Below are 24,782 nucleotides of genomic sequence, written 5' to 3'. Positions count from 1 at the left end.
GCCGCTCACCGCTGCACCTCCGGCTTCGGAGCCGCTCCCGGGATCTCATCGATCGTGCCGGTCATCGCCTGCGCCAGGGACGCGGCGACGGAGTGGTCCACCTCGGGTTCGGGCGCCGTGTGCTCGCAGAGGACCATGAGGGACTTCGGCTCGACCGGGAGCACCTCTCCCGGGTCCACCGGCGCGGTATTGGCGCGTTCACCCGCCGTGTCGACGTACACGTCCCAGCGCGGCGAGAACTCCACATCCGGCAGGGTGAACTCGACCGGCTCATCGCCGGCGTTGAACAGGATGATGAAGTCCTTGTCGGTGATCTGCTCGCCCCGGCGGTCGCGTTCGCGGATGCCTTCGCCGTTCAGGTACACCGCGACGGCACGGCCGAATCCGGTGTCCCAGTCCTCCGGCTCCATGATCGACCCGTCCGGTCGCAGCCACACGATGTCGGGGACGGCCCCGCCCTCCTCCCGGCGGACGGGCCGTCCGTCGAAGAAGCGGCGGCGGCGGAAGGTGGGGTGGTCGCGGCGGAGGCGGGCGAGCGCGGCGGTGAACTCCACCAGCGGCTGGTCGACCGCATCCCAGTTCACCCAGGTCAGTTCGTTGTCCTGCGCGTAGCCGTTGTTGTTGCCCTCCTGCGTGCGCCCGAGCTCATCGCCGTGAAGGAGCATGGGCACACCCTGACTGAGCAGCAGTGTGGCGATGAAGTTCCGCTGCTGCCGGGCACGCATCTTGAGTACCTCGGGGTCGTCGGTGGGGCCTTCGACACCGAAGTTGTAGGACCGGTTGTGCGACTCGCCATCGTTGCCGTTCTCGCCGTTCGCGTCGTTGTGCTTCTCGTTGTACGAGACGAGGTCACGCAGGGTGAACCCGTCGTGCGCGGTGACGAAGTTGACGGATGCAGCGGGTCGGCGCCCCGAGTGCTCGTACAGGTCAGCGGAACCGGTGAGGCGAGAGGCGAACTCCCCGAGCGTCGAGGGTTCCCCGCGCCAGAAGTCGCGGACCGTGTCGCGGTACTTCCCGTTCCACTCCGTCCACTGGGGCGGGAAGTTGCCCACTTGGTAGCCGCCAGGACCGACGTCCCACGGTTCGGCGATGAGCTTGACCTGCGAGACCACCGGGTCCTGCTGCACCAGCTCGAAGAAGGTGGCGAGCTTGTCGACGTCATAGAACTCGCGCGCGAGGGTCGCGGCCAGATCGAACCGGAAACCGTCGACGTGCATCTCGAGCACCCAGTACCGCAGCGAATCCATGATCAGCTGCAGCGCATGCGGGTTGCCGACGTTCAGGCTGTTCCCGGTACCGGTGTAGTCGGTGTAATACCGTTTGTCGTCCTGCTCGAGCCGGTAGTACGCCTCGTTGTCGATGCCCTTGAACGACAGCGTCGGGCCCATGTGGTTGCCCTCGGCGGTGTGGTTGTAGACCACGTCGAGAATTACTTCGATGCCGGCCGCGTGCAGCGCCCGCACCATCCCCTTGAACTCCTGCACCTGCTGGCCGTTCGCGTGGGTGGACGCGTAGGTGTTCTGCGGCGCGAAGAAGGAGAGCGTGTTGTAGCCCCAGTAGTTGGACAGGCCCTTCTGCTGCAGCGTGTCGTCGTTGACGAACTGGTGCACCGGCATGAGCTCGATCGCGGTGATGCCGAGCTTCTTCAGGTGCTCGATGATCGCCGGGTGGGCGAGGGCGCTGTAGCTGCCCCGGATGTCCTCCGGGATGCCGGGATGACGCTGGGTGAGGCCCTTCACGTGGGCTTCGTAGATGAACGTCTCCGAGTACGGGATCTTCGGCTGACGGTCGCCGCCCCAGTCGAAGAAGGGGTTGATGACGACGCCCTTCATCATGTGCGGGGCGGAATCCTCGTCGTTACGGGAGTCCGGATCGCCGAAGTTGTAGCCGAAGACGGCCTGGTCCCACTGCACCTGGCCTTCCACCGCCTTGGCGTAGGGGTCGAGGAGCAGCTTGTTCGGGTTGAACCGCTTGCCGTTCGCCGGGTCGTACTCCCCGTGCACGCGGTAGCCGTACCGCTGTCCGGGACCGATGTTGGGCAGGTAGGCGTGCCACACGTACGCATCGACCTCGACCAGGTCGACGCGCGTCTCCTGGCCCTCCTCGTCGAAGAGGCACAGCTCGACGCGTTCGGCGCACTCGCTGAAGATCGCGAAGTTCGTGCCGTTGCCGTCGAAGGTGGCGCCCAGAGGATGGGCGGATCCAGGCCACGTGTGCACGAGCTCCCCCTTGCCGGTGTGGGAACTCACACTAGTGGAGGTGTCGGCGGATGCTGTCGCGGCAGCGCCAGGCTGCGCGCCCGTCGGGTCTGAGTCGGTCACGTCCCGAGCATGACCCACGGTCGGGTCTCGGAGGCGACCCTTGACGTTCCCCTCAGCGATGCGTATGGCGTCAGGTCGCGCCCTGTGGCGGCGCCACGAGCAGGGCGACACGTTCATCGAGATACGCCTGCAACGGCACGAGTGCGCCGCCCGGGCTCCATCGCACCGCCGGCCGGCCGTCCTGCCACGCCACGGGCCCGGATGCGGCGCCGGCGGCGACCGCATCCAGGTCGATCTCCTGCCAGCCGAGGTGCACCGCCTCGCCCTCGGCGAAGCCGCCACGGAAGGCCGCGGCGGCGATCGCGGCGCGCTCCCGCTGCGATTCGGCGGCGAAGCCGCGGCGCACGTCCTCGCGGGCGCGGACCACCTCACCTGTGCCGAGGAGGGCGTCGTCGCTGAGCAGCAGCACTCCCAGATGCCACGCACTGCCTGCCGGGTCGATGCGCGGCGCACGGGGGATGCCGAGGAGCCGGCGCGGCACCCGCCACACCCCGAGGCGCTCCCGGGATACGCCCCCGAGGCGAGTGCGGGCACCGGCGAGGATCGTCTCGATCTCAGCCCGTGCGTCCACGGCGTCTACGGTATCCCTCCTCCGCCGCGCGCCCGGCTCAGTGCAGATCGAGCGGGGCCCACACCCCGGGCTGCGGCAGCCCGGCGTAGCGGACGTCGACACCGTCGGGCCCGACCGAGGCGACGCACACCAACAGCGACAGCGTCGGGTAGCCGTGCACGGTGTTGTCGCGGATGATGGCGCGGTCGTCGGTCGGCGCGAGGTCCGCGCTGCGCTCCAGCACGGTGAGCCAGGGCAGGTACCAGTCGTCGCCGTCGCCAGGATCGACCAGGCGGAACTGTTCCAGCCAGTGCGAGATGCGCGCGGTGGCGGGGTCGTCGATGTCGTCGTGAGCGATCATGTGCGTGCCGGGGCCGACCGCGGTTTCGCGGCGCTCCTCGCCGTTCCACGAGACGATCCGGGTCGATCCCGGGGTCACCTCGAGCAGGTTGAAGCCGTGCATCGGCGGACGCTCCCCCGGCGACCGCCCCTCGACCGACTCGAGCGCCAGCGCCCCCCGGGAGACCACCGCGTCGTCCGGCAGCGTCACCGTGTCGGCGCGGTTGAGGAGCACCGCGAGCCGGCGGGTCGCATCGTCGGCGGCGAGCCACGCACCCCCGGCGCGGATGTCCTGCACTCCGGTGACCCCCGGATGCTGCGGCCACCACTCCCCGAGCGGATTCCACGGGCGAGTGGGGTCCTCATCGCGCACCGCGATCAGGCGCGTCGGCGCGGACGGCGATGCGGGCACATGGACGATGACGGTGCACACGGTGACTCCTCGGGGTGGGGTCTGCATGCGACAATCGAGCCGTGTTCGTCGTCGTCGCAGTCACAGGCGGAATCGCCGCCTACAAGACCGTACATCTGGTGCGGCGCCTCATCGGCGACGGGCACGAGGTGCACGTGGTCCCCACCGAGGCGGCGCTGCGCTTCGTCGGGCTCCCCACCTGGGAGGCCATCAGCCGTCACCCGGTCACCACGTCCGTGCACGACGACGTCGCCACGGTCCGGCACGTGTCGCTCGGGCAGCGCGCGGACCTCGTGATCGTCGCGCCGGCGACCGCGAACACCCTGGCCAAGATGGCGGCGGGGATCGCCGACGACCTCCTCGGCACGACGCTGCTGGCCACGCGGGCACCGGTCGTGGTGGCGCCCGCGATGCACACCGAAATGTGGTCGCATCCGGCCACTGTCGCCAACATGGCGACGCTGCGCGAGCGCGGCGTGTACGTGGTCGGCCCGGCCGAGGGTCCGCTGACCGGCGGCGACTCCGGCGCCGGGCGGATGAGCGAGCCCGACGACATCGCCGACTACGCGCTCGGCCTCGTCGCCGCATCCGCCGACCTGGCTGGCCGCCGCGTGCTCGTCACCGCCGGCGGCACCCGCGAGCCGATCGATCCGGTGCGCTACCTCGGCAACCGGTCCAGCGGCCGCCAGGGGGTCGCCCTCGCCCTCGCCGCCGCCGACCGCGGCGCCGAGGTCCGGCTCATCGCCGCCCACGTCGAGGCCGACGTCCTCGCGCCGGCGCGGACCCACCCGCGCATCGTGGTGTCGCACGCCGGCACCGCCCTCGACCTGCAGCGGGCGACGACGGATGCGGCGGCCACCGCGGACGTCATCGTCATGGCCGCGGCGGTCGCCGACTACCGCGTCGCCGAGGTGTCGGAGGGCAAGCTCAGCCGGCACGGCACCGACGGCACCCGCACCCTCGATCTCGTCGCGAACCCGGACATTATCGCCGGGCTCGCCGCCGGGCGCCCCGCGGATCAGCGGATCGTCGCGTTCGCCGCGGAGACCGCATCCGGCGATGACCTGCTCGAACGCGCTCGGATGAAGCGCGAACGCAAGGGCGTGGACGCGCTCGCGGTCAACGAAGTCGGGTGGGACCGGGGCTTCGAGTCCGCAGCGAACGAGGTCATCCTCATCGGCACGGACGGCGCCGTGCTCACGCGCGTCGCCGGGACCAAGCGCGAGGTGGCCGATGCCCTGTGGAGCGCACTGCTGCCTACCCTGCCCTGACCGGCGGCGGCTACGGCACGATCACCGCGCGGCCGCGCAGCGTCCCTTCGTGCAGCCGCTCATAGGCGCGCGGCGCGTCGGCGAGGGAGAAGACCTCGGTCTCCACATGAACGGCACCACTGCGCGCAAGATCGAGCACTTCGAACAGCTCGGCACGGTAGCCCCAGTAGGGGCTGCGCACCGACGCCTCGTACGGCTTGTCCAGCATCCCCACGGGCAGCGAACCGGATCCGACGCCCACAAGCACCTGGTCACCGCCGACACGGATCATGCCCGCGCCGAGAGACATCGTGGGCTGGATGCCGACGAAGTCGAACACCGCGTGCGCCCCCTTGCCGCCGGTGAGCTGCCGGACGCGCTCGATCGCACTCTCGTCGGAGAGGAACGCGTGGTGTGCACCCACCTCCCGCGCGAGCGCGAGCTTCTCCTCACTCACGTCGAGCGCGACGACGGTGGCCGGGCTCACGGCGCGCAGGATCTGGATGCCGACATGCCCGAGACCGCCGGTACCGATGACGACCGCGGTGGAGCCGGGGACGAGCTTCGAGAGCGAGTGCTTGATCGCGTGATACGGGGTGAGTCCCGCATCCGTCAGCGACACGTTCTGCACCGCGTCGAGGTCACCGAGGGGAACGAGGTGGCGTGGGTCATCGACGATCATGTACTCGGCCATCGCACCGGGCGCTCCGAGACCGGGAGGGGCGATGCCGAGCGCCGCCGCGTTCTCGCAATAGTTCTCGTGTCCTTGCGAGCACGGGTAGCAGTACCCGCATCCCCACGGGCCGTAAACGGCGACGGAGGTGCCGATCTCAATGCCGGTGACGCCCTCGCCGAGCTTCTCGACGATGCCGGCGCCCTCATGCCCGAGGGTGAGCGGCAGACCGTAGATGTACTGCTCCTCACTCAGCGACATGATGAACTCGTCGGAGTGGCATACACCGGCAGCGGTGATCTTCAGCCGCACCTGACCGGGCCCCGGCTCCGGTGTCTCAATCTCAACCACTTCGGGCTTCGCGCCGATCGTGCGGTACTGCAGGGCTTTCATCGTGTCTCCTATCGGATTGTCGAACACGTGGCGCCCGGACTCCGTGGCGTCCGGTTCCATCTTCCTCTCCTCCGCTTCCGCGGGGGCGAGCGTGCGCCGGGGATAATGCAAGCCCGTGGGAAATCTGAGGGATGCGCAAACGTCCGCGTTCCCACAGAATCACGGGAGGAGGCATCATGCGCATCGGAGTTCCCGCTGAGGTCAAGAACCACGAAGAACGCGTCGCACTCACCCCGGCCGGGGCGCACGAGCTGAGCCGGCGGGGCCACACCGTCACGGTGCAGTCCGGCGCCGGCTCCGGGATCGGCATTCCCGATGACGCCTACGCAGCCGCCGGAGCGCGGATCGGATCGGTCGAGGAGGCGTGGGGCGCCGATCTGGTGCTGAAGGTGAAGGAACCGATCGCCTCCGAGTACGGCTTCCTGCGCGACGACCTCACCCTGTTCACGTTCCTGCATCTCGCGGCGGACGAGCCGCTGACCGACGCACTGCTGGCTGCCGGCACCACCGCCATCGCCTACGAGACGGTGCAGCTGCCCGACCGCTCGCTGCCTCTCCTGGCTCCGATGAGCGAGGTCGCCGGGCGGTTGTCGGTGCTCATGGGCGGCTACCACCTGCTGGGACCGCAGGGCGGGTCGGCGAAGCTCCTCGCCGGGGTCCCCGGGGTACCCCCCGCGAAGGTCGCCGTCATCGGCGGCGGAATCGCCGGCTGGAACGCCGTCGCCCAGGCCGTGGGTCTCGGGGCGGACGTGACGGTGCTCGACATCTCGCTGCCGCGACTGCGTGAGTTCGATGACATCTACCACGGCCGCGTCCACACGGTCGCCTCCACCGCGCACGCCGTGGCCGCGGCGACCGCGGATGCCGACCTCGTCATCGGCTCCGTGCTCGTCCCCGGCGCCCGTGCGCCGAAGCTCGTCACGCACGAGGCTGTGGAGCGGATGCGGCCGGGTTCCGTCCTCGTCGACATCGCCATCGACCAGGGCGGATGCTTCGAGGACTCGCACGCGACGACCCACGACGCCCCCACCTATCCGGTCGCCGGCACGCTGTTCTACTGCGTCGCGAACATGCCGGGAGCCGCCGCCGCGACCGCCACGGCCGCGCTCACCAACGTCACGCTCCCCTACGCCCTCCGGCTCGCCGACCTCGGCTGGCGCGAGGCCGTGGACCGCGACCCCGCCCTCGCCGGCGGGCTCACGACCACCGGCGGCGCGATCACGAACCCCGGCGTCGCGCAGGCGTTCCCCGACAAGCTCGCACACCTCGGCGGCACCGCCGCGGACGCCGTCGCATGACAGCGGGAACGGTGGCGACCCGCCGACGGCAGATCGCGGTCGGCGCGGCCTTCGCCGCACAGGGACTCGGCTACGCCACGGTCGTGACGTCGCTGCCTGCGATCAAGCACCGCGTCGGCATCGACGACACGGTGGTGTCGCTCCTCCTCCTCGGCACCTGCGTCGCCGCCGCCGTCGGATCGATCCTCGCCGACGCCATCGCGGTGCGGTGGGGCAGCCGGCAGGCGCTCGTCGCCGGGCTCGCCGCGCAGGCGGTGGCGCTCGTGCTGATGGCCGTCGCGAGCATCTTCCCCGTCCTGCTGATCGCCGTGGTGGTCTACGGCATCGGGCTGGGTGCCGTAGATGCCGCTTCGAACATGCAGGGCGCCCTCGCCCAGCGCCACCACCCGAGGCCGCTGTTCGGCCGCCTCTACGCCGCCTACACGGCGGCGGCGATCGTGGCGACTGCCGGGACGGCCGCGATCCTTGCCATGAACGCGCCCCCCGCTCTCACCCTGATCGTCGCGGGGGTGCTGCTGGCCGGCGTCGCGGTCTGGGGCGCTCGCGGCTTCGATCCCGAGCGTGCCGCGCACCGGGTCGACGACGATGCGTCCACACGCACCCCGCTGCCGCGCCGCGCGATCTGGGCGGTCGGGTCCCTGGTCTTCGCCGCCTTCGTCGTCGACTCGGCGGTCTCGAGCTGGAGCACGCTGTACCTGGCCGAAGGCCTCGACGCCTCGCCGGGGCTCACCCCGCTCGGCTACGGCGCCTATCTCGTGGCGGTCCTCGCCGCCCGCCTCGGTACGGATGCGGCGGTGCGCCGCGCCGGACGAGTCCGCGTGGCACTGGTCGCGGTCGCCGTCGCCAGCCTCGGCGCTCTGGTCGTCGCCGTGGTCCCGGTCACGGTCGCGGCCATCGCCGGGTTCGCCCTGATGGGAGCGGCGGCCGGAGCGCTTGTGCCGATCGCGTTCAGCCGCGCCGGGGAGCTCCTGCCGGACCGGAGCGATGAGGTCATCGCCCGGGTGAACATCTTCAACTACGGCGGCGCCGTCGCCGGGGCGGTCGTGCTCGGCCTCGTGGCGACCGGGCCGGCGCTCGGTCCCGCGTTCCTCATTCCCGCCGCGATCCTGCTCGCACTCTCGCCGCTGCTGCAGTCGCTGCGCCGCCCGAGGGTCACGACGCCCCGCTGACCGTCAGCGCTGCGCCTCGTCGGGCAGGGAGGGCACCGGGATGATGAACACGTCCTGCATCTTCCAGTCCAGCTGAGCGAGTTCCCGCCGCGCGGCCTCCAGGTCGGCGAGGGGGACCTTCCGTCGCCGCGGCACGACGAACGCTTCGACGTGGAAGACCTGGCCCATGTCCCGCATCCGCACCGCCGATTCGGCCACCCACGGCAGCGCGTCCAGGTACTGGGTGATCCGGCCGATGAGGGGCTGCGGCTGCGCATCGTCCTCGGTGCGCGCCCGCTGGTCGATCAGGTCGAGCACGGCGGCGCGGGCGTTCTTGATGCCATCCCACACGATCCCGAGGGAGATGAAGAGGGCGGCGACGCCGTCGAGCCACCACCACCCGATGCCGATGCCGAGCACGCCCACGATGGAGGCGACCGTGGTGGTCCAGTCGGCCTTGGCCATGTCGGCGTCCGCGAAGAGCACCTTGTTGTGCAGCTTCGGGGCGAGCTTCGCCTTCGCCCGCCCGTAGATGAAGGGACCCACGACGATGACGGCCATGACCCCGACCATGAACCAGCCGAGCCAGACGGTCTGGCCGAACACCTGCACGGTGCCGATCGCGGGGTGTTCTGCGCGGATCAGCCCGAGCGCTGATTCCACCGCGAGATTGCCGCCGACCGCGAGCAGCGCGACACCGGCGACGAGATGGCCGACCCCCATGACACGGTGCAGGCCGTACGGGAAGCGCCGGGTCGGGGGATGCCGGATGAACAGCAGCGCGACGAGGAAGGAGATCTGCGGGATGAGGGACAGCATGTCCTCGATCCACGCCGTCTTCATCGCCTGAGACCCGCCGACCACGAAGGCGATGACGACGATCGTCACGGTCGTGTAGCCGATCGTGAACCACTCCCAGAAGATGGCCTTGCGGACCGCCTCCTGCTGTTCCGGGGGCAGGTCGGTGCGTCCCATGGACCTCATCCGCCGACCTCCTGGTCGAGGTAGGCCTCGAGCGCCGACTGCAGCGCGTTCTCGCCGAGAGGCAGCAGCACGACAACGGACGCCCCGCCGCTGCCGGGGATGCCGGGATAGCCGCGGGTGACCGACACCCGCTCCTCCCAGGGGGTCGCGTCCGTCATCCCACTGACCGCGACATCGAGCCGGCCGGCGGCGAGGTCGTCGACGAGGTCCTCCTCGCTGTCCACGGTCCACATCACCCGGGCGTCTCGGCTCCGCGCGAAGCCCTCGATCAGTTCCGGCAGGGGTCCGGCGACCTCACCGTCGACTGCGGTGACGAGCTCGCCGCTCGGCGAGGCGCCGGCGCGAAGGATGCCGCCGGTGATCCGGGCGAGCGACCCGTCCGGATCGGCGGGGATGCTGAGGCCGCATCCGCTGAGGAAGAGCGTCACAACGACCGTCGCCGCGACGGCGAGCGCCCGCATCCGCCTCACCGGGGCGCCCAGCGCCAGCCGGAGATCTCCGGGTCGTCCTCGCCGTGCGCCCGGGTGTAGGCACGGGCGCGGATGCGGCGGTCGGCGAGCGTCTGCCGCAGCTCGCCGTGCGCCTCGGCCGCACCCGGCACCCGGTCGAGGGCGTCGATCGCGAGCTGGAACCGGTCGATGTCGTTGAGCATCACCATGTCGAAGGGCGTGGTCGTGGTACCCCGCTCCTTGTAGCCGCGCACATGCAGGTTGTCGTGCCCGGTGCGGCGGTAGGTGAGCCGATGGATCAGCCACGGATAGCCGTGGTAGGCGAACACGATCGGCGAACCGGTGGTGAAGATCGCGTCGAACTCGGCGTCGGCGAGCCCGTGCGGATGCTCGTGCTCGGACTGCAGGCGCATCAGGTCCACGACGTTGACGACGCGGACCGACAGGTCGGGTGCGCCCTCGCGGAGCAGCTCCGCGGCGGCGAGGATCTCCATGGTGGGCACGTCGCCCGCGGCGGCGAGGACCACATCCGGCGCCGTCCCGTCGCGTTCGCTCCCCGCCCACGGGAGGATGCCGAGGCCGCGGGTGCAGTGCACGATCGCCTCGTCCATCGACAGCCACTGCGGCGCGTCCTGTTTGCCGGCGACGACGAGGTTCACATAGTCGGTGGTGCGCAGGCAGTGGTCGTAGGTGGACAGCAGGGTGTTGGCATCGAACGGCAGGTAGACCCGCACGACGTCGGCGCTCTTGTTCACGACCACGTCGATGAACCCTGGGTCCTGATGGCTGAAGCCGTTGTGGTCCTGTCGCCACACGTGGCTGGAGAGAAGGTAGTTCAGGCTCGCGATCGGGCGCCGCCACGGGATGTGGCGGGACGCCTCCAGCCACTTGGCGTGCTGGTTGAACATCGAGTCGACGATGTGGATGAACGCCTCGTAGGAGGTGAACACACCGTGGCGGCCGGTGAGGAGGTACCCCTCGAGCCAGCCCTGGCACTGGTGTTCGCTCAGCACCTCCATGACCCGGCCGGCGCGGGCGAGGTGCTCATCGAGCGCAATGGTCTCGGCGTTCCACTGCTTTTCGGTGGCCTCGTACACGGCGGGCGCGAGCTTGTTCGACGCGGTCTCATCCGGACCGAACAGACGGAACGTCGTGGGATTGCGCCGGATGACCTCCGCGAGGAACCGGCCGAGCACCGCGGTGGCCTGGCCGTCCTCGGCTCCGGGCGTCTCGACCTCCACGGCGTAGTCGCGGAAGTCCGGAAGGTCGAGATCGGCGCGCAGCACCCCACCGTTCGTGTGCGGGTTGGCGGACATCCGGCGGTCCCCGTCGGGCGCGAGTGCGCGGATCGCGGCGACCGGGGCACCGGCGTCGTCGAACAGCTCCTCCGGGCGGTAGGACCGCATCCAGTCCTCGAGGATCCGCAGGTGTGCCTCGGTGTCGCGGGCGTTGGCGAGCGGCACCTGGTGCGCCCGCCACGTCCCCTCCACCGGCAGGCCGTCGACCTCGACGGGGCCGGTCCATCCCTTCGGCGAGCGCAGCACGACCATGGGCCACCGCGGGCGCGTCTCATCGCCGACGGCGGCCGCCGACCGGATGCGGGCGATCCGGTCGAGGACATCGTCGAGCACGGCCGCGAATCGGCGGTGCACGTCGCGGTGGTCCTCCTCGGCCGAGAAATCGACGAGGACGGGGTCGTGCCCGTAGCCGCGCAGGAGTTCGAGGAGTTCCGTCTCCGGGATGCGGGCGAGCACGGTGGGGTTCGCGATCTTCCACCCGTTCAGGTGCAGGATCGGCAGCACCGTGCCGTCAGTGACGGGGTTCAGGAACTTGTTGCCGTGCCAGGCGGTCGCGAGCGGCCCGGTCTCCGCCTCACCGTCGCCGATGACGCAGAACACGGTGAGGTCGGGGTTGTCGAACGCGGCGCCGTAGGCGTGGCTGAGCGAGTAGCCCAGCTCCCCGCCCTCGTGGATGGATCCCGGCGTCTCGGGTGCGGCGTGGCTCGGGATGCCACCGGGGAACGAGAACTGCCGGAACAGCCGCTGCATCCCATCCTCGCTGGTGCCGATGGCGGGGTAACGCTCGGTGTAGGTGCCGTCGAGCCACGCGTTCGCCACCATTCCGGGTCCGCCGTGGCCGGGGCCCGCGATGTAGAGGGCGTCGAGGTTGCGGTCGCGGATGGCCCGGTTGGCGTGCGCGTAGATCAGGTTGAGGCCGGGAACCGTGCCGAAGTGCCCGAGCAGGCGCGGCTTCACCTGGTCGCGGTGCAGGGGCCGGCGCAGCAGCGGATTGTCGAGCAGGTAGATCTGACCGACGCTGAGATAGTTCGCCGCGCGCCACCACAGATCGAGCGCGTCGAGGGTGGGAGCGTCGAGGTCGCCCGAAGACGGCGTGGAGGAGTCCATGACAGCACCCTCCCGCATAAAGCGGCCCGGGGGAACAGGCTTGCCCGGGCCGCGGCGGGCAGCTAGCCGCATCCGATGCCCTGCCCACCCCCGCGGCGACTGTCAACCCCCGATCCCCCCAGGGAGCGCCGGGCGTACGTTCGACGCTTGTGGGCACCATGTACTACGGGGACGACAACACGGCACTGCGCTTCGACGACCGGGCGCTGGCCCATCTGAAGGTCGTGATCGCCACGAAACTGCGGCGCGGAGAGAGTTTCACCATCACCTGGACGCATCGCGCGGACGAACCGCGCGGGCGCAGCACGGTGTGGATCTCCCCCTCGATCCCGCTGCGTTTCGTGTTCGACGATCCGGAGCCGGTCACGCTGAACCCGCAGTACATCGAGAAGCTGGCGACGAGCGCCAACTCCTCGGGCGGCATCATGCTCGTCGACGAGGAGGACCCGTCATGACGCAGTTCGGCTACACGCTGATGACGGAGCAGAGCGGCCCGCGCGAGCTGGTCCGCTATGCGCAGGGTGCGGAGGCGGCGGGCTTCGACTTCCTCGTCTCGAGCGACCACTACTCGCCGTGGCTCACCAGTCAGGGTCATGCGCCGTACGCGTGGACGGTGCTGGGCGCGGTCGCGCAGGCGACGACGGACGTGGAGCTCATGACCTACGTCACCTGCCCCACGATGCGGTACCACCCGGCGGTGGTCGCCCAGAAGGCGGCGACGCTGCAGGTGCTCTCCGACGGCAGGTTCACCCTGGGGCTCGGCTCGGGGGAGAACCTGAACGAGCACGTGGTGGGCGAGGGATGGCCGGCGGTCAGCGCTCGTCAGGAGATGCTGGTCGAGGCGATCGAAATCATCCGCGAACTCCACACCGGGGAGCTGACGACCTACGACGGCTCCTACTTCCGGGTCGATTCCGCCCGCATCTGGGACCTGCCGGACGGCGGTGTGCCGATCGGGGTGGCAGTGTCGGGCGACAGCTCGATCGCCCAGTTCGCGCCGCTCGCCGATCACCTCATCGCCGTGCAGCCGGATGCGGAGCTCGTGCAGGGGTGGGATGCCGCGCACACCGGCGCGTCGCGCAAGATCGGGCAGATCCCGATCTGCTGGGACCCGGACGAGGATGCGGCGATCGCCCGCGCGCACGACCAGTTCCGGTGGTTCGGCGGCGGCTGGGCGGTGAACGCCGACCTGCCGACGCCGGCCGGGTTCGAGGCCGCATCCCAGTTCGTCCGGCCGGACGATGTCGCGGGTGCCATCGCGNCGCTGGCAGAGAGCGTGCGTCCGTACCTGGACGCCGGTTTCACCGACGTCGCGGTCGTGCAGGTCGGCGACGAGCAGCAGGAACGCTTCGTCGCCGAGGTGGCCGAGCCGCTGCTCGAGCGCCTCCGCGCACTCTGACCGCCCCGGGCCACTGCGGATGGCTCGTACCGCCCGTTCGCCCGTCGCAGATGTCAGGTAGGTGTGCGCCAGACCGTGCATCTGCGACGGATGAAGGGACCGCTCACCCCTTGGGCGTCGCCGTCTTCTGTGCGGCGGTCTGCGACAGCGGGGTGGCGATGTCCTCGAGCGAGCGGCGTTCCGCCTTCACCCCGAGGAAGACTTCCACGAGCCCTGCCGCGATCATGAGCCCGGCTCCGATCACGTAGCCGAGGGCGACGTCCGGGATGCCGCTCTCGATGAACTGACCGAACAGGAGCGGGCCGACGATCCCGCCGAGGCCGGTGCCGACCGCGTAGAAGAACGCGATCGCCATCGCCCGGGTCTCCATCGGGAAGATCTCGCTGACGGTGAGGTACGCGGCGCTCGCCCCCGCGGAGGCGAAGAAGAACACGACCACCCAGCACGCGGTGAGCCAGAAGGCGTCCAGCGCCCCGGCGTTGAAGAGCCACGCGGTGCCAAGCAGCAGCACGCCGCTGCCGATGTACGAGGTGGAGATCATGATCTTGCGACCCAGGCTGTCGAACAGGGGCCCGAGCAGCACCGGTCCGAGAAAGTTGCCGATGGCGATGGGCACGAGCGACCACGGGGCCACGTCGTCGGGCACGTCGAGCAGCTGGGTGAGCACGAGCGCGTAGGTGAAGAACACGGCGTTGTAGAGGAACGCCTGCCCGATGAACAGGGAAAGCCCGAGTACGAACCGCTTCGGGTACTGGGTGACCGCGACCTTGACGATCTCGCCGAACCCGGTGGACTTCCGCTGCTGGATCTCAAGCGCCGTGTCGTCCGGCACGCTCTCCAGGGTCTCGCCGGTGTCCTTCTCGACCCGCTCCTCGATGTCGGCGACCGTCTTCTCGGCATCGTCATTGCGGCCGTGGATGAACATCCAGCGGGGCGACTCCGGCACGTTCCGGCGCACCAGCAGGATGACCAGGCCGAACACAGCCCCGAGTCCGAACGCGAGCCGCCAGCCGAGCGACGCAGCGAAGAGGTCTTCATTGAGCAGGAACACCGTCAGCACGGCGCCGAACGCGCAGCCGAGCCAGTACGAGCCGTTGATGGCGAGGTCGACGACGCCCCGGCGCTTGGCGGGGATGAGTTCGTCGATGGCCGAGTTGATAGCCGCGTATTCGCCGCCGATCCCGGCGCCGGTGAAGAAGCGGCAGATGAAGAACCAGAGCGGGTTGAACGAGAACGCCGTCGCGACGGTCGCCGCGAGATACACGCCCAGGGTCAGCAGGAACAGCTTCTTCCGGCCGAACCGGTCGGTGAGATAGCCGAAGAAGAGCGAGCCGAGGCACGCACCGAGGACGTAGACGGCGGCAGCCTGGCCGATCTGACCCGGCGACAGCTCGAGCCCGCTGTCCGGGTCGGTCAGGCGGCTGCCGATCGCGCCGACGATCGTGACCTCGAGGCCGTCGAGGATCCATACCGTCCCGAGCCCGACGACGACCATCCAGTGCCATTTCGACCAGGGCAGCCGGTCCATCCGGGCGGGAATCTTGGTGGTGATCGTCGCGTGGGATTTCTCGCTCATCGTTCCTCCTCGCCATGGCGTCCGCGTCGACGCCCCGATCAGAGGTTAGGGAGCGGCGTCATCCACGACGAAGGGCTTGACCCGCGACGCCCCCCGCGTGGTAGCGCGCCGCGGACGGCTCTACCCGCATCCGCATGTCCCACTTTCTGCCGTTATCGACGAGCCATTCCGGCAGAAAGTGGGACATGTTCTGCAAAGAACCGCCGCAGTGGCGAGCCTCGCGGTCCCACCCGAGCGGATCCCCGATTGACGCTGCGAACAGCAAAGCGCTGCGACTCCCTCACCGCGCGGCACACATGTGCAGGCGGTGAGGGAACAGCAGCGCGAAGGCGTCAGGCCGGGAGCGTCCGCATCCCGGCCCGGCGAAGGTCAGACGCGGCGGTACTCCGACACCATCGGGCAGTCGAACGGGTCGCCGCCCGCGGCGAGACCGACGCGGTTGAGGTACTGGATGACGATGCCGTACGACTGGATGAGGCTGGTCTCGGTGTACGGGACGTCGAAGCTCTGGCAGTAGTCGCGCACGATCTCGCGAGCCTGCGACAGGTACGGCCGCGCCATGCTCGGGAACAGGTGGTGCTCGATCTGGTAGTTGAGGCCACCCATGAGTGCCGTCGCCCACCATCCACCTGCGATGTTGCGGGACGTGCGCACCTGCTTGCTGAAGAAGTCGAGGCGGGCGTTCGGGTCGACGATCGCCATGCCCTTGTGGTTCGGCGCGAAGGCGGCACCCATGTAGATGCCGAAGACGGCGAGCTGGACGCCCATGAAGGCGAAGGCCATGCCAACCGGCAGCAGCAGGAACACCGGCACGATGACGACGGCGAGGCGCAGCAGGATGAGCGACAGTTCAAGCCAACGGTGCTTGACCGGCCCCTTCGAGAGGAGGTGCTTGATGCTCAGGAAGTGCAGGTTGATGCCTTCGAACGCGAGCAGCGGGAAGAACAGGTAACCCTGCTTCTTGGTGATGAGCTTCCGGATGCCGCGGGCCGAGGCCGCATCCTCTTCGATGAACGAGATCGTGTCGATCTCGATGTCCGGGTCCTTGCCGACCTTGTTCGGGTTGGCGTGGTGACGGGAGTGCTTGGAGTCCCACCAGTCGTAGCTCATGCCGACGATGCCGGGACCCACGATCCGGGACAGGGCGTCATTCGCCTTGCCGGACGCGAAGATCGTGCGGTGGGCCGCCTCGTGCGCGATGAAGGCGGCCTGCGTGAACAGGATGCCGAGTGCCGCCGCGATGAGCAGCTGGAACCAGGAGTCCCCCAGCAGCAGGAAGCCGGTGATGGCGCCCGCGAACCCGAGGACGATTGCTACGGCGACGATGCCATAGAACCAGCGGGCCCGCCGCAGCAGCCCCATTTCCTTCACCGTCTGCGACACCTGGGTGTAGGCGCGCGCCACGGGAGGGAAGGTCTCCGAGGTGGCATAGGTCTGTCGGATAGGTCCGAGGGTGGAAGCGGGTGCAGCCATGAAGGCTCCCGTCGATCTACGGAGAACCACGGGGGTCCTCATTCTCTGAAAGTGATAAGCGGATGCCGATCACTTGTCGCCGACACTACCGGGGGCTTCATTCCCGGAACGGCATACCCAGGACACCCACAGGTGCCCGAAATGGGACGAAAAATCATGCGATCGGGAACGATCGCTGCGAGGGGTACGAACCGGGGGGCATCGTCCGATTCGGACGGCCGGAACGACGGAGACGAACGTAGGGCAGATTCCCTGCTGGGTATGGGCCGCACCACGGTGCGTGCGCGATGCACGGGTCCTACTCGTCCTGCACGCGCAGGTCGGTCGGGCCCTCGTCCACACGGCCGGCGCCGGGCACATCCTCGTCCGTCAGATCACCCTGGCCGTCGTCACCGAGTTCGGACTCCGAAAGTGCACGTCCCTGGCTCTCCGGCAGCTGATCCTCGCGCGAAGGCCGCAGGGATTCGAGCGGAATGTCCTCACGCACGTCGGGCTGGGAGTCGTCGGCCGGGAAGGGCTGGGATGCGGTGCCTTCCGTGTTCGCGGTGTCGGTCATGCGAGCAAGCGTCCCATCCCGGAACCTCCGGGAGTGCGACCGTTGACAACCGCGCCCGCGCCGTGCAAAAACCACGGTTTTCGAGGCGCCGCCTACGCTTGTCGGGTGGACCTCAATGACACGCGCGCCTGGAATCGCTTCTACGCTCCGAGAACCCCGATCGAGATCGAGCCGGTCACCGGGTCGCTGAGCGACCTGCTCGACGAGCGGGTGCAGCAGTTCGCCGACCGCGATGCGATCAGCTTCTTCGGGCAGACCGTGACGTATCGCCAGCTGGGCGACCGCGTCTCGCGCGTCGCGAACGCCCTGCGCGAGCGTGGCGTGACCGCCGGCGATCGCGTCGCCCTGGTGATGCCGAACGCCCCGCAGCACGTCATCGCGTTCTACGCGGTGCTGCGACTGGGCGCGGTCGTCGTCGAGCACAACCCGCTCTACACCCGGGATGAGCTCGAGGTGCAGTTCCGTGACCACGGCGCCCAGGTGGTGGTCGCCTGGGACAAGGTCGCCCCGACGATCCAGTCGCTTCCCGCGGAGCTCGGCATCCGCACCGTGGTGGCGGTGGACGTGACCCGTGCCATGCCGTTCGGCACCCGGATCGCGCTGCGCCTGCCGATCGCAAAGGCGCGCGATTCGAGGGCCAAGCTGACGGCCGACGCCCCCGGTGCGGTGCCGTTCGCTGAGTTGGAGCGTGCCCGCCCGCTGGATGCGGCCCACCCGCGTCCGCAGACGACGGACATCGCCTGCCTGCAGTACACGTCCGGCACGACCGGCACTCCGAAGGGTGCCATCATCACGCACCAGAACCTATGGTCGAACGCACGGCAGGGCGCCGCCTGGATGCCGGACTTCGAACGCGGCTCCGGCAGCATTTACGGGCTGCTGCCGATGTTCCACTCCTTCGGCGTGCTGCTCTCAGTGATCTACTCCGTCGAGACCGGTTCCCGCGCGGTGCTCTTCCCCACCTTCGACCCGGAACTCGTGTCACAGGCGGCGAAGCGGTTCCCGCCCACCTTCATCCCCGCGGTTCCGCCCATGTTCGATCGGCTCGCCCGGGTCGCCCGGGAGGGGAAGCTGGACCTGAGCGGCGTCGTCTACGCGATCTCCGGTGCCATGACCCTGACACCGGCGATCGTGCAGCGCTGGGAGAAGCTCGCCGGCAGCATGCTGAACGAGGGGTACGGCATGACCGAGACGAGCCCCGTGGCCCTCGCGAATCCGTTCAACGAGGCACGCAAGATCGGCACCATCGGCATCCCCTTCCCGTCCACCGATATCCGCGTGGTCGATCCCGAAGAGCCGACCCGTCAGGTCGCGCTCGGTGAGACCGGGGAGCTCATCATCAGGGGTCCGCAGGTGTTCCAGGGGTACTGGAACCGCCCCGAGGACACGGCGGCGACGCTGCTCGAGGGCGGCTGGCTGCGCACCGGCGACCTCGTCACGCAGGACGAGGACGGATTCGTCACGGTCGTCGACCGGAAGAAGGAGCTCATCATCACGGGTGGCTTCAACGTCTCGCCGAGCGAGGTCGAGCGGGTCGTGAACAGCGTCGAGGGCGTCGCGGAATCCGCGGTCGTCGGGATCCCCCGCGGCGGCGGCACCGAAGTCGTGACCGCGGTCGTCATCCCGGCGGCGGGCGCGACGTTCGACGAGGATGCGGCACGCCAGGCCGCGCGCGAGCATCTCGTCGACTACAAACGGCCGACCACCTACCTGGTGTGGGAGGAGCTGCCGAAGTCCCTGATCGGCAAGGTGCTACGCCGCCGCGTGCGGGACACGCTGCTCGCCGACCGCCGTGCGGTGCGCGCCGTCGCCGAAGAGGACTGACCCGCAGCGCGCTCACCTGTCGCTAATAGCGCCCTTGTCGCGCAACATGCGACAGGCGAGCAGAGTCACCCGGAGCGCTCACGCGCTCACCTGTCGCTCGCTGCGACCTGAGGCCACAACAGGCGACAGGCGAGCGATGGGATGGATCAGAGGGGCTGGACGCCGAAGGCGCGAGCGAGCTTGTCGATCTTCTGTGCGCGACCGAGGCGGGGCAGATCGCTGCCGTCGCGGATGACGCGCCCACGAGCCTCGAAGTCGGCGAGGAAGTCGCGCGCCCACGTCACATCGGACTGCGTGGGCGAGATCGCCTCGTTGATGACGGGCAGCTGGTCCCGGTCCAGGCAGAGCTTTCCGGTGAGTCCCAGCGCCACCGCGACCTCGGACTGCTCGCGCAGGATCGGGTGCGAGGCGCTGACGGTCGGGCCGTCGATCGGACCCGGGAGCCCGCCGATGCGCGAGGCGACCACGAGGCGGGAACGCGGGTACGCCATGGCCAGGTCATCGGCACTGGTGCCGGTGTCGCGGCGGTAGTCGCCGCTGCCGAAGGCAAGACGGAACGCACCGCGTGCACGGGCGATGGAGACCGCCTCCTCGATGCCGAGGGCGGATTCGATCAGCGCCAGCACGGGGGTCGACCCGCCGAGACGGTCGAAGGTCTCGGTGACGTCCGCGGCGGACTCGGTCTTGGCGAGCATGACCCCGCGCAGGCCCGGGACGCTCTTCAGCTCGTCGACGTCATCGCTCCAGAAGTCGCTGGTGCGGTCGTTGATCCGCACCCACGCGCTGCCCTTCTCCCCCAGCCAGGTCGCGACGGCGGTGCGTGCGGCCGGCTTCAGCTTCGGGTCGACCGCATCCTCGATGTCGAGCACGACCTGGTCGGCACGAGAGCGGGCGGCGGCGTCGAAGTCGTCGTGAGTCAGGCGACCGGAGACGAGGAGCCACGAGCGGGCGATCTCGGCGGGGACACCATCATGGGACGGGAACAGGCGGGTGGTGGAAGGCAGGGTCATCGTGATGCGTCATCTACTTTCTGCGGCGGGGGGCTGCTTCCGTGGTTCGTGAGCGGTTCCACCCGTCACGCGCTCCTGCTCGCGCCGGCGGAGGAATCCGCGTCGACGGCTCCGCAGAGGAGTCGGGAAAGCTGCATCAGCAAACGTACCCCCGCCCGGCCCCTCGGGGCGAAATACGAGGGATCGCTCGCCGCGTTCAGCCCAGCGTGATCTGGCTGCGCTGCTCCACCAGTGGACAGGCGAACACGTCACGCTCGCCCAGCCCGACCCGGTTGATGTAGCCGACGATAATCGCGTAGGACGTGAACAGCCCGACGGAGGTGTACGGCACCCCGTGCTCGCGGCAGTAGGCGGCGATGATCGGGGCGGCCTTACGCAGGTGGGGGCGCGGCATCGAGGGGAACAGGTGGTGCTCGATCTGGTAGTTCAGCCCGCCCAGGGCGACGTCCAGCATCCGGGACCCGCGGACGTTCCGGCTCATCATGACCTGACGGCGCAGGAAGTCGAAGGTGAGCTCCCGCGGCACGATCGGCATCCCCTTGTGGTTCGGCGCGAACGACACTCCCATGTAGAACCCGAAGACCCCCAACTGCACCGCGAGGAAGACGAAGGCGATGCCGGGCGAGAGGACGAGGAAGACGAGCACCGCGTACCCGATGAGACGGATGCTGAGGAAGCCGATCTCGACCCAGCGCCGGTCGAGCGGGTCGCGGGTGGTGACGCGGCGCACACCCGAGGCATGCAGTGAGATGCCCTCGAGCAGCAGGATCGGGAAGAAGAAGACACCCTGATGTGCCTGCAGCCAGGCAAGGAGCTGGTTCCGCGGCGGCCGCTCGCGAGACTCCGCGGTAACCGCGATGACCGGAAGCTCGATGTCGGGGTCGGACCCCAGCTTGTTCGGGTTGGCGTGGTGCCGGGTGTGCTTGTGCTGCCACCAGCCGTAGCTCATCCCGACCATCAGGTCGCCGAGGATGAGGCTGATCCAGTCGTTCCATTTGCCGGAAACGAAGATCTGCCGGTGGGCGGCGTCGTGGCCGAGGAACGCGATCTGGGTGAGCACCACGGCGAGGACCGCCGCGGTGAACAGCTGCCACCAGGTGTCGCCGATCCAGATGAACGCGGCGAGACCGGCCAGGAGCGTCAGCGGGAGGCCGATGATCTTGGTCCAGTAGTAGCCGTAGCGCCGGCGGAGAAGACCGCTCGTGCGAATGGTGCGGGCGAGTTCCGAGAACTCGCTGGTGCCGTGGCCGGCCGGACGGGCCTGGCGGGGGACGGTGGAACGTATTCCGCTCATGATGTGTTCACACTCGGCTGCAAGCCGGAGTGCGTGCCTCCATGGGCCGGACGCTACGCCCCGAATCTGGACGGCTCACAGGATCGGGACGTCTCGGAGCTCAGCGTGGGCGGTCCGCGCAACGCGGGCCGCCCACGCCTCGGTTCAGCCGTTCTTGCGGTACTCCGAACGAGCCTTCAGGTCGATCGGTGCGGGGTTGACCGTCGCGCGGATCTTGACCTGCACGTGATCCTCGACCGCGCCCTTGGACGACGGCGTCGGTTCGCCCCAGACGACGACGACCTCGGTGCCCGGCTCCGCGAACTCCTCGTCCACGGTGGCCACGGAGAGCATGGAGCGGAAGTTCGCCGAGTAGCCGGTGTGGAGGGAGAGACCGCGAAGCTCGCCGTCGAGCGATTCGACGCGGTCGTAGTGGTAGGTCGCGTAGTGGGCGATCGGCAGGTTGATGAACTTGGCGCCGATCTCACCGTGGAACATCGATCCGAACGCCTTCTCGGTGTCCTCGCCGTTCCACGCCAGCGTCACCTTGCGGCGTGCGCCGGCCCGGCCCTGTGCCACCTGCTTCTCCAGCGCCTCGCGCCCGATGAAGTCGTGATCGAACTTGATCACCCGGCCGTACCCGGCATCGTAAGGAGACAGGTAGTAGTCGTGCAGGTCGGGCGAGAAGAAGCTTCCGCCCAGCGACACGTTCGCGTCGATGTCGGACGCCGAGAGCCAGCGACGGAAGTCCGCGGTGCTGTCTCCGGAGTAGAACGCGGGGAGCGGACGCGGCAGCCACCCGGACTCGAGCGAGTTGGTCAGGTACGCGCGACCGCCGACCTTCACCAGGCCGTGCTTCTCGCCCGCTTCCAGGATCGCGCCGATGACGGCGTCGCGGTCGGCCCAGGGGCCGACGAACTCGAAGCCCGGCTCTCCTGCCATGCCGTGACGCAGCGCGCGGACGGTCTTGCCCGCGATCGTGAACCGCGTGCCGTGGAAGAACTTCACCGTGGGGGGTTCCTCGCCGAGGACCTCTCGGATCACGTCCATCGCGCCGGGGCCCTGGACCTCGTAGCGGTAGACCACGGGGTCTCCCGTCCGGCCGTACGACGGGTTGTCCCGCCACAGCTCGACGTCGTATCCGCCGGTCTCCGCCTGGTACTGCAGCCAATTGATCGTCGGCGGGATGCCGACCGCCTGGAACTCGTCGACCTCGTTGCGGAACAGGATGTTGTCCCCGATGAGCTCGCCCTCGGCGTTGACGGCGACATACTGCTTCGCCGAATCGACGGGGAAGTATTCGACGCTGTTCACCGCGGTGTCCCGGATGAGCTTGAGTGCATCGGGGCCCTTGATGTTGAGGTCCGCCATGTGATGCGACTGGTCGAACAGCACCGCGCCTCGGCGCCACGCGAGCTGCTCGTCCCGCCAGTTGCTGAATTCCGGGGTCACCGGGGTGCTGACGATCGGGGGGCTCTGCGACTCCCACAGGAGCGTGTGGGCGTCGCCGGCCTCGGCGATCGCCTCTTCGAGATTGTTGGCCACGTTGGTTTCCTCCTTGAACACGGGTCTCGGCACGAACGGCCGTTCCTCCACTGTCCCTTTCAACGTTTCCGATGTAAAACAGATTTAGATAGCTGTTCACCCCAGGAAAACTGAGATCATGCCCCTGCCGTTCACTCTCCGCCAACTCGAGTACTTCGATGCCGTCGCATCGGAGGGCTCGCTGGTCGCCGCCGCCGAGCGGTGCCATGTGAGCCCGTCCGCACTCGCCCTCGCGATCGACGAACTCGAATCGCGCCTGGCGCTGCAACTCGTGATCCGTCGCAAGGGGAAGGGCATCGACCTTGCGCCCGCGGGCGCTCGCCTCCTCGCGCACGCGCGCCAGCTCCTCGCCGGCGCAGAAGCGTTCGCCGGCGAAGCGTCGCAGAGCGCGTCGGGCTTGCGCGGCCGCTTCGTGATCGGATGCTTCCCGACGCTGGCGCCGTTCTTCCTCCCCGGCGTCATCGACGGCTTCCGCCGGCTGCACGACCAGCTGGCGTTCGAGTTCGTCGAGGCCGAGACGCCCGAACTCCACGAGAACCTCCTGCAGGGAAGGATCGACGCCGCCCTGATGTACGGGGTCGATGTCGCATCGACGCTCTCCTTCGAGCCACTGCGGACCTACCGTCCGTACGTGATCGTCGCGGCCGACCACCCGCTGGCGGGGCGCGGCGAGGTCGACCTCGCGGATCTGGTGGCGGAACCGCTCATCCAGCTGAACATGCAGCCCAGCAGACAGAACACGGAGCAGATGTTCGCACGCGTGGGTCTCACGCCCACCGTCCGGTACACGACGACGAACTACGAGTTCGCGCGGTGCCTCGTCGGACGCGGATTGGGGTACTCGATCCTCGTCCAGCGGCTCGCCACCCCGACGACGTATGACGGGCACGACCTCGCCACGGTGGAGATCTCCGGGACGATCCCCTCGAACGTGGTCGGTCTGACCCGCCCGAGCGGGTCACCCCTCACCGCGAAATATCGGGCGCTGCGCGATGTCCTCCTGGCGGGTGAGACCGGAGGGCTGCCGGCCACTCCCGCCCCGCCGATCGCCTAGTCCGTCGACCGCGACGCGAATCGCCACGCGGCGTCGGGGATCGACCCGAGCGCCGTGACCGTGACCGCCTGCGCCCGCGCGGCGGATGGCTCGCTGTGTGCGATGCAGCCGTGTCTCGCCTCGATCCGGACGACGACCCCGTGGGGTTCGAGGACCGCCATCATTGCACCGGCGATCTGCTGCCCCAGTCGTTCCTGCAGGTTGGGGCGACGGGATGCGCGGGCCACGAGCGATGCGACCCGGCTGAGCCCTGCCAGATACCGCCGCGGCGCGTAGAACACGTCCACCGAGCCCTCGAACGGCAACAGATGATGCTCGCACACGGAGCGGAACGGGATATCCGTGACCCCGACGAGGTCTTCCGCCGCATCCCCCTCCCCCAGCGCGATCGGCGCGCCGAGTGCACCGGCCGGGTCCTCGCCGACGCTCGCGAAGAGCTCGAGGAACATATCGGCGACCCGTTCCGGGGTGCGCGCCAATCCCGGACGCTCCGCGTCCTCACCGACCGCCCGCAGGAGCTCCTGCACGGCGGCCACGGCACGTTCGCGGTCGGGACGCGCGGCGGCCAGGTCGCGCTCCACATCGATCATGGTGCGCCTCATTCGAAGACGATGGTTTGGTTTCCGTATCGGATGACGCGGTCCTGGGCGTGCCATTGCACGGCGCGGGAGAGGGCGGCGCGTTCGACGTAGGCGCCGCGGGCCTGGAGGTCTGCGGCGGTCATGGTGTGGTCGACGCGGGCGACGTCCTGCTCGATGATGGGGCCCTCGTCGAGATCTTTGGTCACGTAGTGACTGGTCGCGCCGATGAGTTTCACCCCGCGTTCCTTGGCCTTGCGGTAGGGGGCCGC

Annotated in this window: 22 protein-coding genes; 7 read left to right on the top strand and 15 right to left on the bottom strand. The window is 69.2% G+C overall.

Annotated elements, in window-relative coordinates:
* Positions 1 to 5 precede the first annotated feature (5 nt).
* The 3 genes from glgX to NT132_RS11885 all read right to left on the bottom strand — a co-directional run bounded on the left by glgX (position 6) and on the right by NT132_RS11885 (position 3,643).
* Positions 6 to 2,219 carry a glycogen debranching protein GlgX gene (glgX, locus tag NT132_RS11895; protein ID WP_297789174.1) on the bottom strand — a complete coding sequence of 738 codons (2,214 nt, stop codon included), beginning with the start codon at positions 2,217 to 2,219 and terminating at the stop codon, positions 6 to 8.
* Between the two features lie 172 nt (positions 2,220 to 2,391).
* Positions 2,392 to 2,892: a glutaminase gene (locus tag NT132_RS11890; protein WP_297789134.1), complete on the bottom strand. Its 501-nt coding sequence runs from the start codon at positions 2,890 to 2,892 to the stop codon at positions 2,392 to 2,394.
* 37 nt (positions 2,893 to 2,929) lie between these two features.
* Entirely contained in the window at positions 2,930 to 3,643 is a 714-nt protein-coding gene (locus tag NT132_RS11885) for an NRDE family protein (protein ID WP_297789131.1), read from the bottom strand.
* A 41-nt stretch (positions 3,644 to 3,684) separates the two neighbouring features.
* Here NT132_RS11885 and coaBC point away from each other — a divergent pair, with 41 nt between their 5' ends.
* Positions 3,685 to 4,893 (top strand): bifunctional phosphopantothenoylcysteine decarboxylase/phosphopantothenate--cysteine ligase CoaBC, encoded by a 1,209-nt coding sequence (gene coaBC, locus NT132_RS11880; RefSeq protein ID WP_297789128.1) that lies wholly within the window; start codon positions 3,685 to 3,687, stop codon positions 4,891 to 4,893.
* Between the two features lie 10 nt (positions 4,894 to 4,903).
* Here the strand turns inward: coaBC and NT132_RS11875 are convergent, their stop codons facing one another.
* Positions 4,904 to 5,938 carry an NAD(P)-dependent alcohol dehydrogenase gene (locus tag NT132_RS11875; RefSeq protein ID WP_297789125.1) on the bottom strand — a complete coding sequence of 345 codons (1,035 nt, stop codon included), beginning with the start codon at positions 5,936 to 5,938 and terminating at the stop codon, positions 4,904 to 4,906.
* 176 nt (positions 5,939 to 6,114) lie between these two features.
* Between NT132_RS11875 and ald the strand changes: the two genes are divergently transcribed.
* Both ald and NT132_RS11865 read left to right on the top strand, forming a co-directional pair.
* Positions 6,115 to 7,236: an alanine dehydrogenase gene (gene ald / locus NT132_RS11870; protein WP_297789122.1), complete on the top strand. Its 1,122-nt coding sequence runs from the start codon at positions 6,115 to 6,117 to the stop codon at positions 7,234 to 7,236.
* Positions 7,233 to 8,405 (top strand): MFS transporter, encoded by a 1,173-nt coding sequence (locus NT132_RS11865; RefSeq protein ID WP_297789119.1) that lies wholly within the window; start codon positions 7,233 to 7,235, stop codon positions 8,403 to 8,405. Before ald ends, NT132_RS11865 begins: the two co-directional genes overlap by 4 nt.
* Before the next feature lie 3 nt (positions 8,406 to 8,408).
* Here NT132_RS11865 and NT132_RS11860 read toward each other — a convergent pair whose 3' ends face one another.
* The 3 genes from NT132_RS11860 to NT132_RS11850 are packed head-to-tail and all read right to left on the bottom strand — an operon-like array spanning position 8,409 to position 12,222.
* A complete protein-coding gene (locus tag NT132_RS11860) occupies positions 8,409 to 9,368 on the bottom strand; it encodes a cation diffusion facilitator family transporter (protein ID WP_297789116.1) in 960 nt (319 codons plus the stop codon).
* Positions 9,365 to 9,829: a hypothetical protein gene (locus tag NT132_RS11855; RefSeq protein WP_297789114.1), complete on the bottom strand. Its 465-nt coding sequence runs from the start codon at positions 9,827 to 9,829 to the stop codon at positions 9,365 to 9,367. The genes NT132_RS11860 and NT132_RS11855 overlap by 4 nt, the downstream gene beginning before the upstream one ends.
* 5 nt (positions 9,830 to 9,834) lie before the next feature.
* Positions 9,835 to 12,222, bottom strand: a complete 2,388-nt coding sequence (locus NT132_RS11850; protein WP_297789111.1) for a phosphoketolase — start codon at positions 12,220 to 12,222, stop codon at positions 9,835 to 9,837.
* A 149-nt stretch (positions 12,223 to 12,371) separates the two neighbouring features.
* Here NT132_RS11850 and NT132_RS11845 point away from each other — a divergent pair, with 149 nt between their 5' ends.
* A complete protein-coding gene (locus NT132_RS11845) occupies positions 12,372 to 12,677 on the top strand; it encodes a hypothetical protein (protein WP_297789108.1) in 306 nt (101 codons plus the stop codon).
* Positions 12,674 to 13,621: a TIGR03557 family F420-dependent LLM class oxidoreductase gene (locus tag NT132_RS11840; RefSeq protein ID WP_297789105.1), complete on the top strand. Its 948-nt coding sequence runs from the start codon at positions 12,674 to 12,676 to the stop codon at positions 13,619 to 13,621. The genes NT132_RS11845 and NT132_RS11840 overlap by 4 nt, the downstream gene beginning before the upstream one ends.
* Positions 13,622 to 13,724: 103 nt before the next feature.
* On the opposite strand, the gene NT132_RS11835 is transcribed toward NT132_RS11840, so the two are convergent.
* The 3 genes from NT132_RS11835 to NT132_RS11825 all read right to left on the bottom strand — a co-directional run bounded on the left by NT132_RS11835 (position 13,725) and on the right by NT132_RS11825 (position 17,226).
* On the bottom strand, positions 13,725 to 15,197 hold the full coding sequence (locus NT132_RS11835) for an MFS transporter (RefSeq protein WP_366940407.1): 1,473 nt from the start codon (positions 15,195 to 15,197) through the stop codon (positions 13,725 to 13,727).
* Positions 15,198 to 15,566: 369 nt separating this feature from the next.
* Positions 15,567 to 16,670 (bottom strand): acyl-CoA desaturase, encoded by a 1,104-nt coding sequence (locus tag NT132_RS11830; RefSeq protein ID WP_297789102.1) that lies wholly within the window; start codon positions 16,668 to 16,670, stop codon positions 15,567 to 15,569.
* 298 nt (positions 16,671 to 16,968) lie between these two features.
* On the bottom strand, positions 16,969 to 17,226 hold the full coding sequence (locus tag NT132_RS11825; protein ID WP_297789099.1) for a hypothetical protein: 258 nt from the start codon (positions 17,224 to 17,226) through the stop codon (positions 16,969 to 16,971).
* A 105-nt stretch (positions 17,227 to 17,331) separates the two neighbouring features.
* Between NT132_RS11825 and NT132_RS11820 the strand changes: the two genes are divergently transcribed.
* Entirely contained in the window at positions 17,332 to 19,050 is a 1,719-nt protein-coding gene (locus NT132_RS11820; RefSeq protein WP_297789096.1) for a long-chain-fatty-acid--CoA ligase, read from the top strand.
* A 146-nt stretch (positions 19,051 to 19,196) separates the two neighbouring features.
* Here the strand turns inward: NT132_RS11820 and NT132_RS11815 are convergent, their stop codons facing one another.
* The 3 genes from NT132_RS11815 to NT132_RS11805 form a co-directional block, all read right to left on the bottom strand.
* Positions 19,197 to 20,060, bottom strand: coding sequence for a CoA ester lyase (locus tag NT132_RS11815; protein WP_297789093.1), 864 nt, complete (start codon positions 20,058 to 20,060; stop codon positions 19,197 to 19,199).
* A 196-nt stretch (positions 20,061 to 20,256) separates the two neighbouring features.
* The gene (locus NT132_RS11810; protein ID WP_297789090.1) at positions 20,257 to 21,354 is read right to left on the bottom strand and encodes an acyl-CoA desaturase; all 1,098 of its coding nucleotides are present in this window, start codon (positions 21,352 to 21,354) and stop codon (positions 20,257 to 20,259) included.
* A 144-nt stretch (positions 21,355 to 21,498) separates the two neighbouring features.
* On the bottom strand, positions 21,499 to 22,878 hold the full coding sequence (locus NT132_RS11805) for an aminomethyl transferase family protein (RefSeq protein WP_297789088.1): 1,380 nt from the start codon (positions 22,876 to 22,878) through the stop codon (positions 21,499 to 21,501).
* Positions 22,879 to 22,996: 118 nt separating this feature from the next.
* Between NT132_RS11805 and NT132_RS11800 the strand changes: the two genes are divergently transcribed.
* Positions 22,997 to 23,932 carry a LysR substrate-binding domain-containing protein gene (locus tag NT132_RS11800; protein WP_297789085.1) on the top strand — a complete coding sequence of 312 codons (936 nt, stop codon included), beginning with the start codon at positions 22,997 to 22,999 and terminating at the stop codon, positions 23,930 to 23,932.
* Here the strand turns inward: NT132_RS11800 and folE are convergent.
* Both folE and NT132_RS11790 read right to left on the bottom strand, forming a co-directional pair.
* Complete coding sequence (gene folE, locus NT132_RS11795) at positions 23,929 to 24,534, bottom strand: GTP cyclohydrolase I (protein ID WP_297789082.1); 606 nt, start codon at positions 24,532 to 24,534, stop codon at positions 23,929 to 23,931. The two genes, NT132_RS11800 and folE, sit on opposite strands and share 4 nt — an antisense overlap.
* Positions 24,531 to 24,782, bottom strand: a 252-nt coding sequence (locus NT132_RS11790; RefSeq protein ID WP_297789079.1) for a formyltransferase family protein, incomplete at its 5' end; no start/stop codon positions are given. The genes NT132_RS11790 and folE, both read right to left, overlap by 4 nt.

This window comes from Microbacterium sp., assembly GCF_026393345.1.
Lineage (GTDB): Bacteria > Actinomycetota > Actinomycetes > Actinomycetales > Microbacteriaceae > Microbacterium.
Note: the sequence above shows the minus strand (reverse complement) of the source record. Positions and strands in the feature narration are given on the sequence as shown.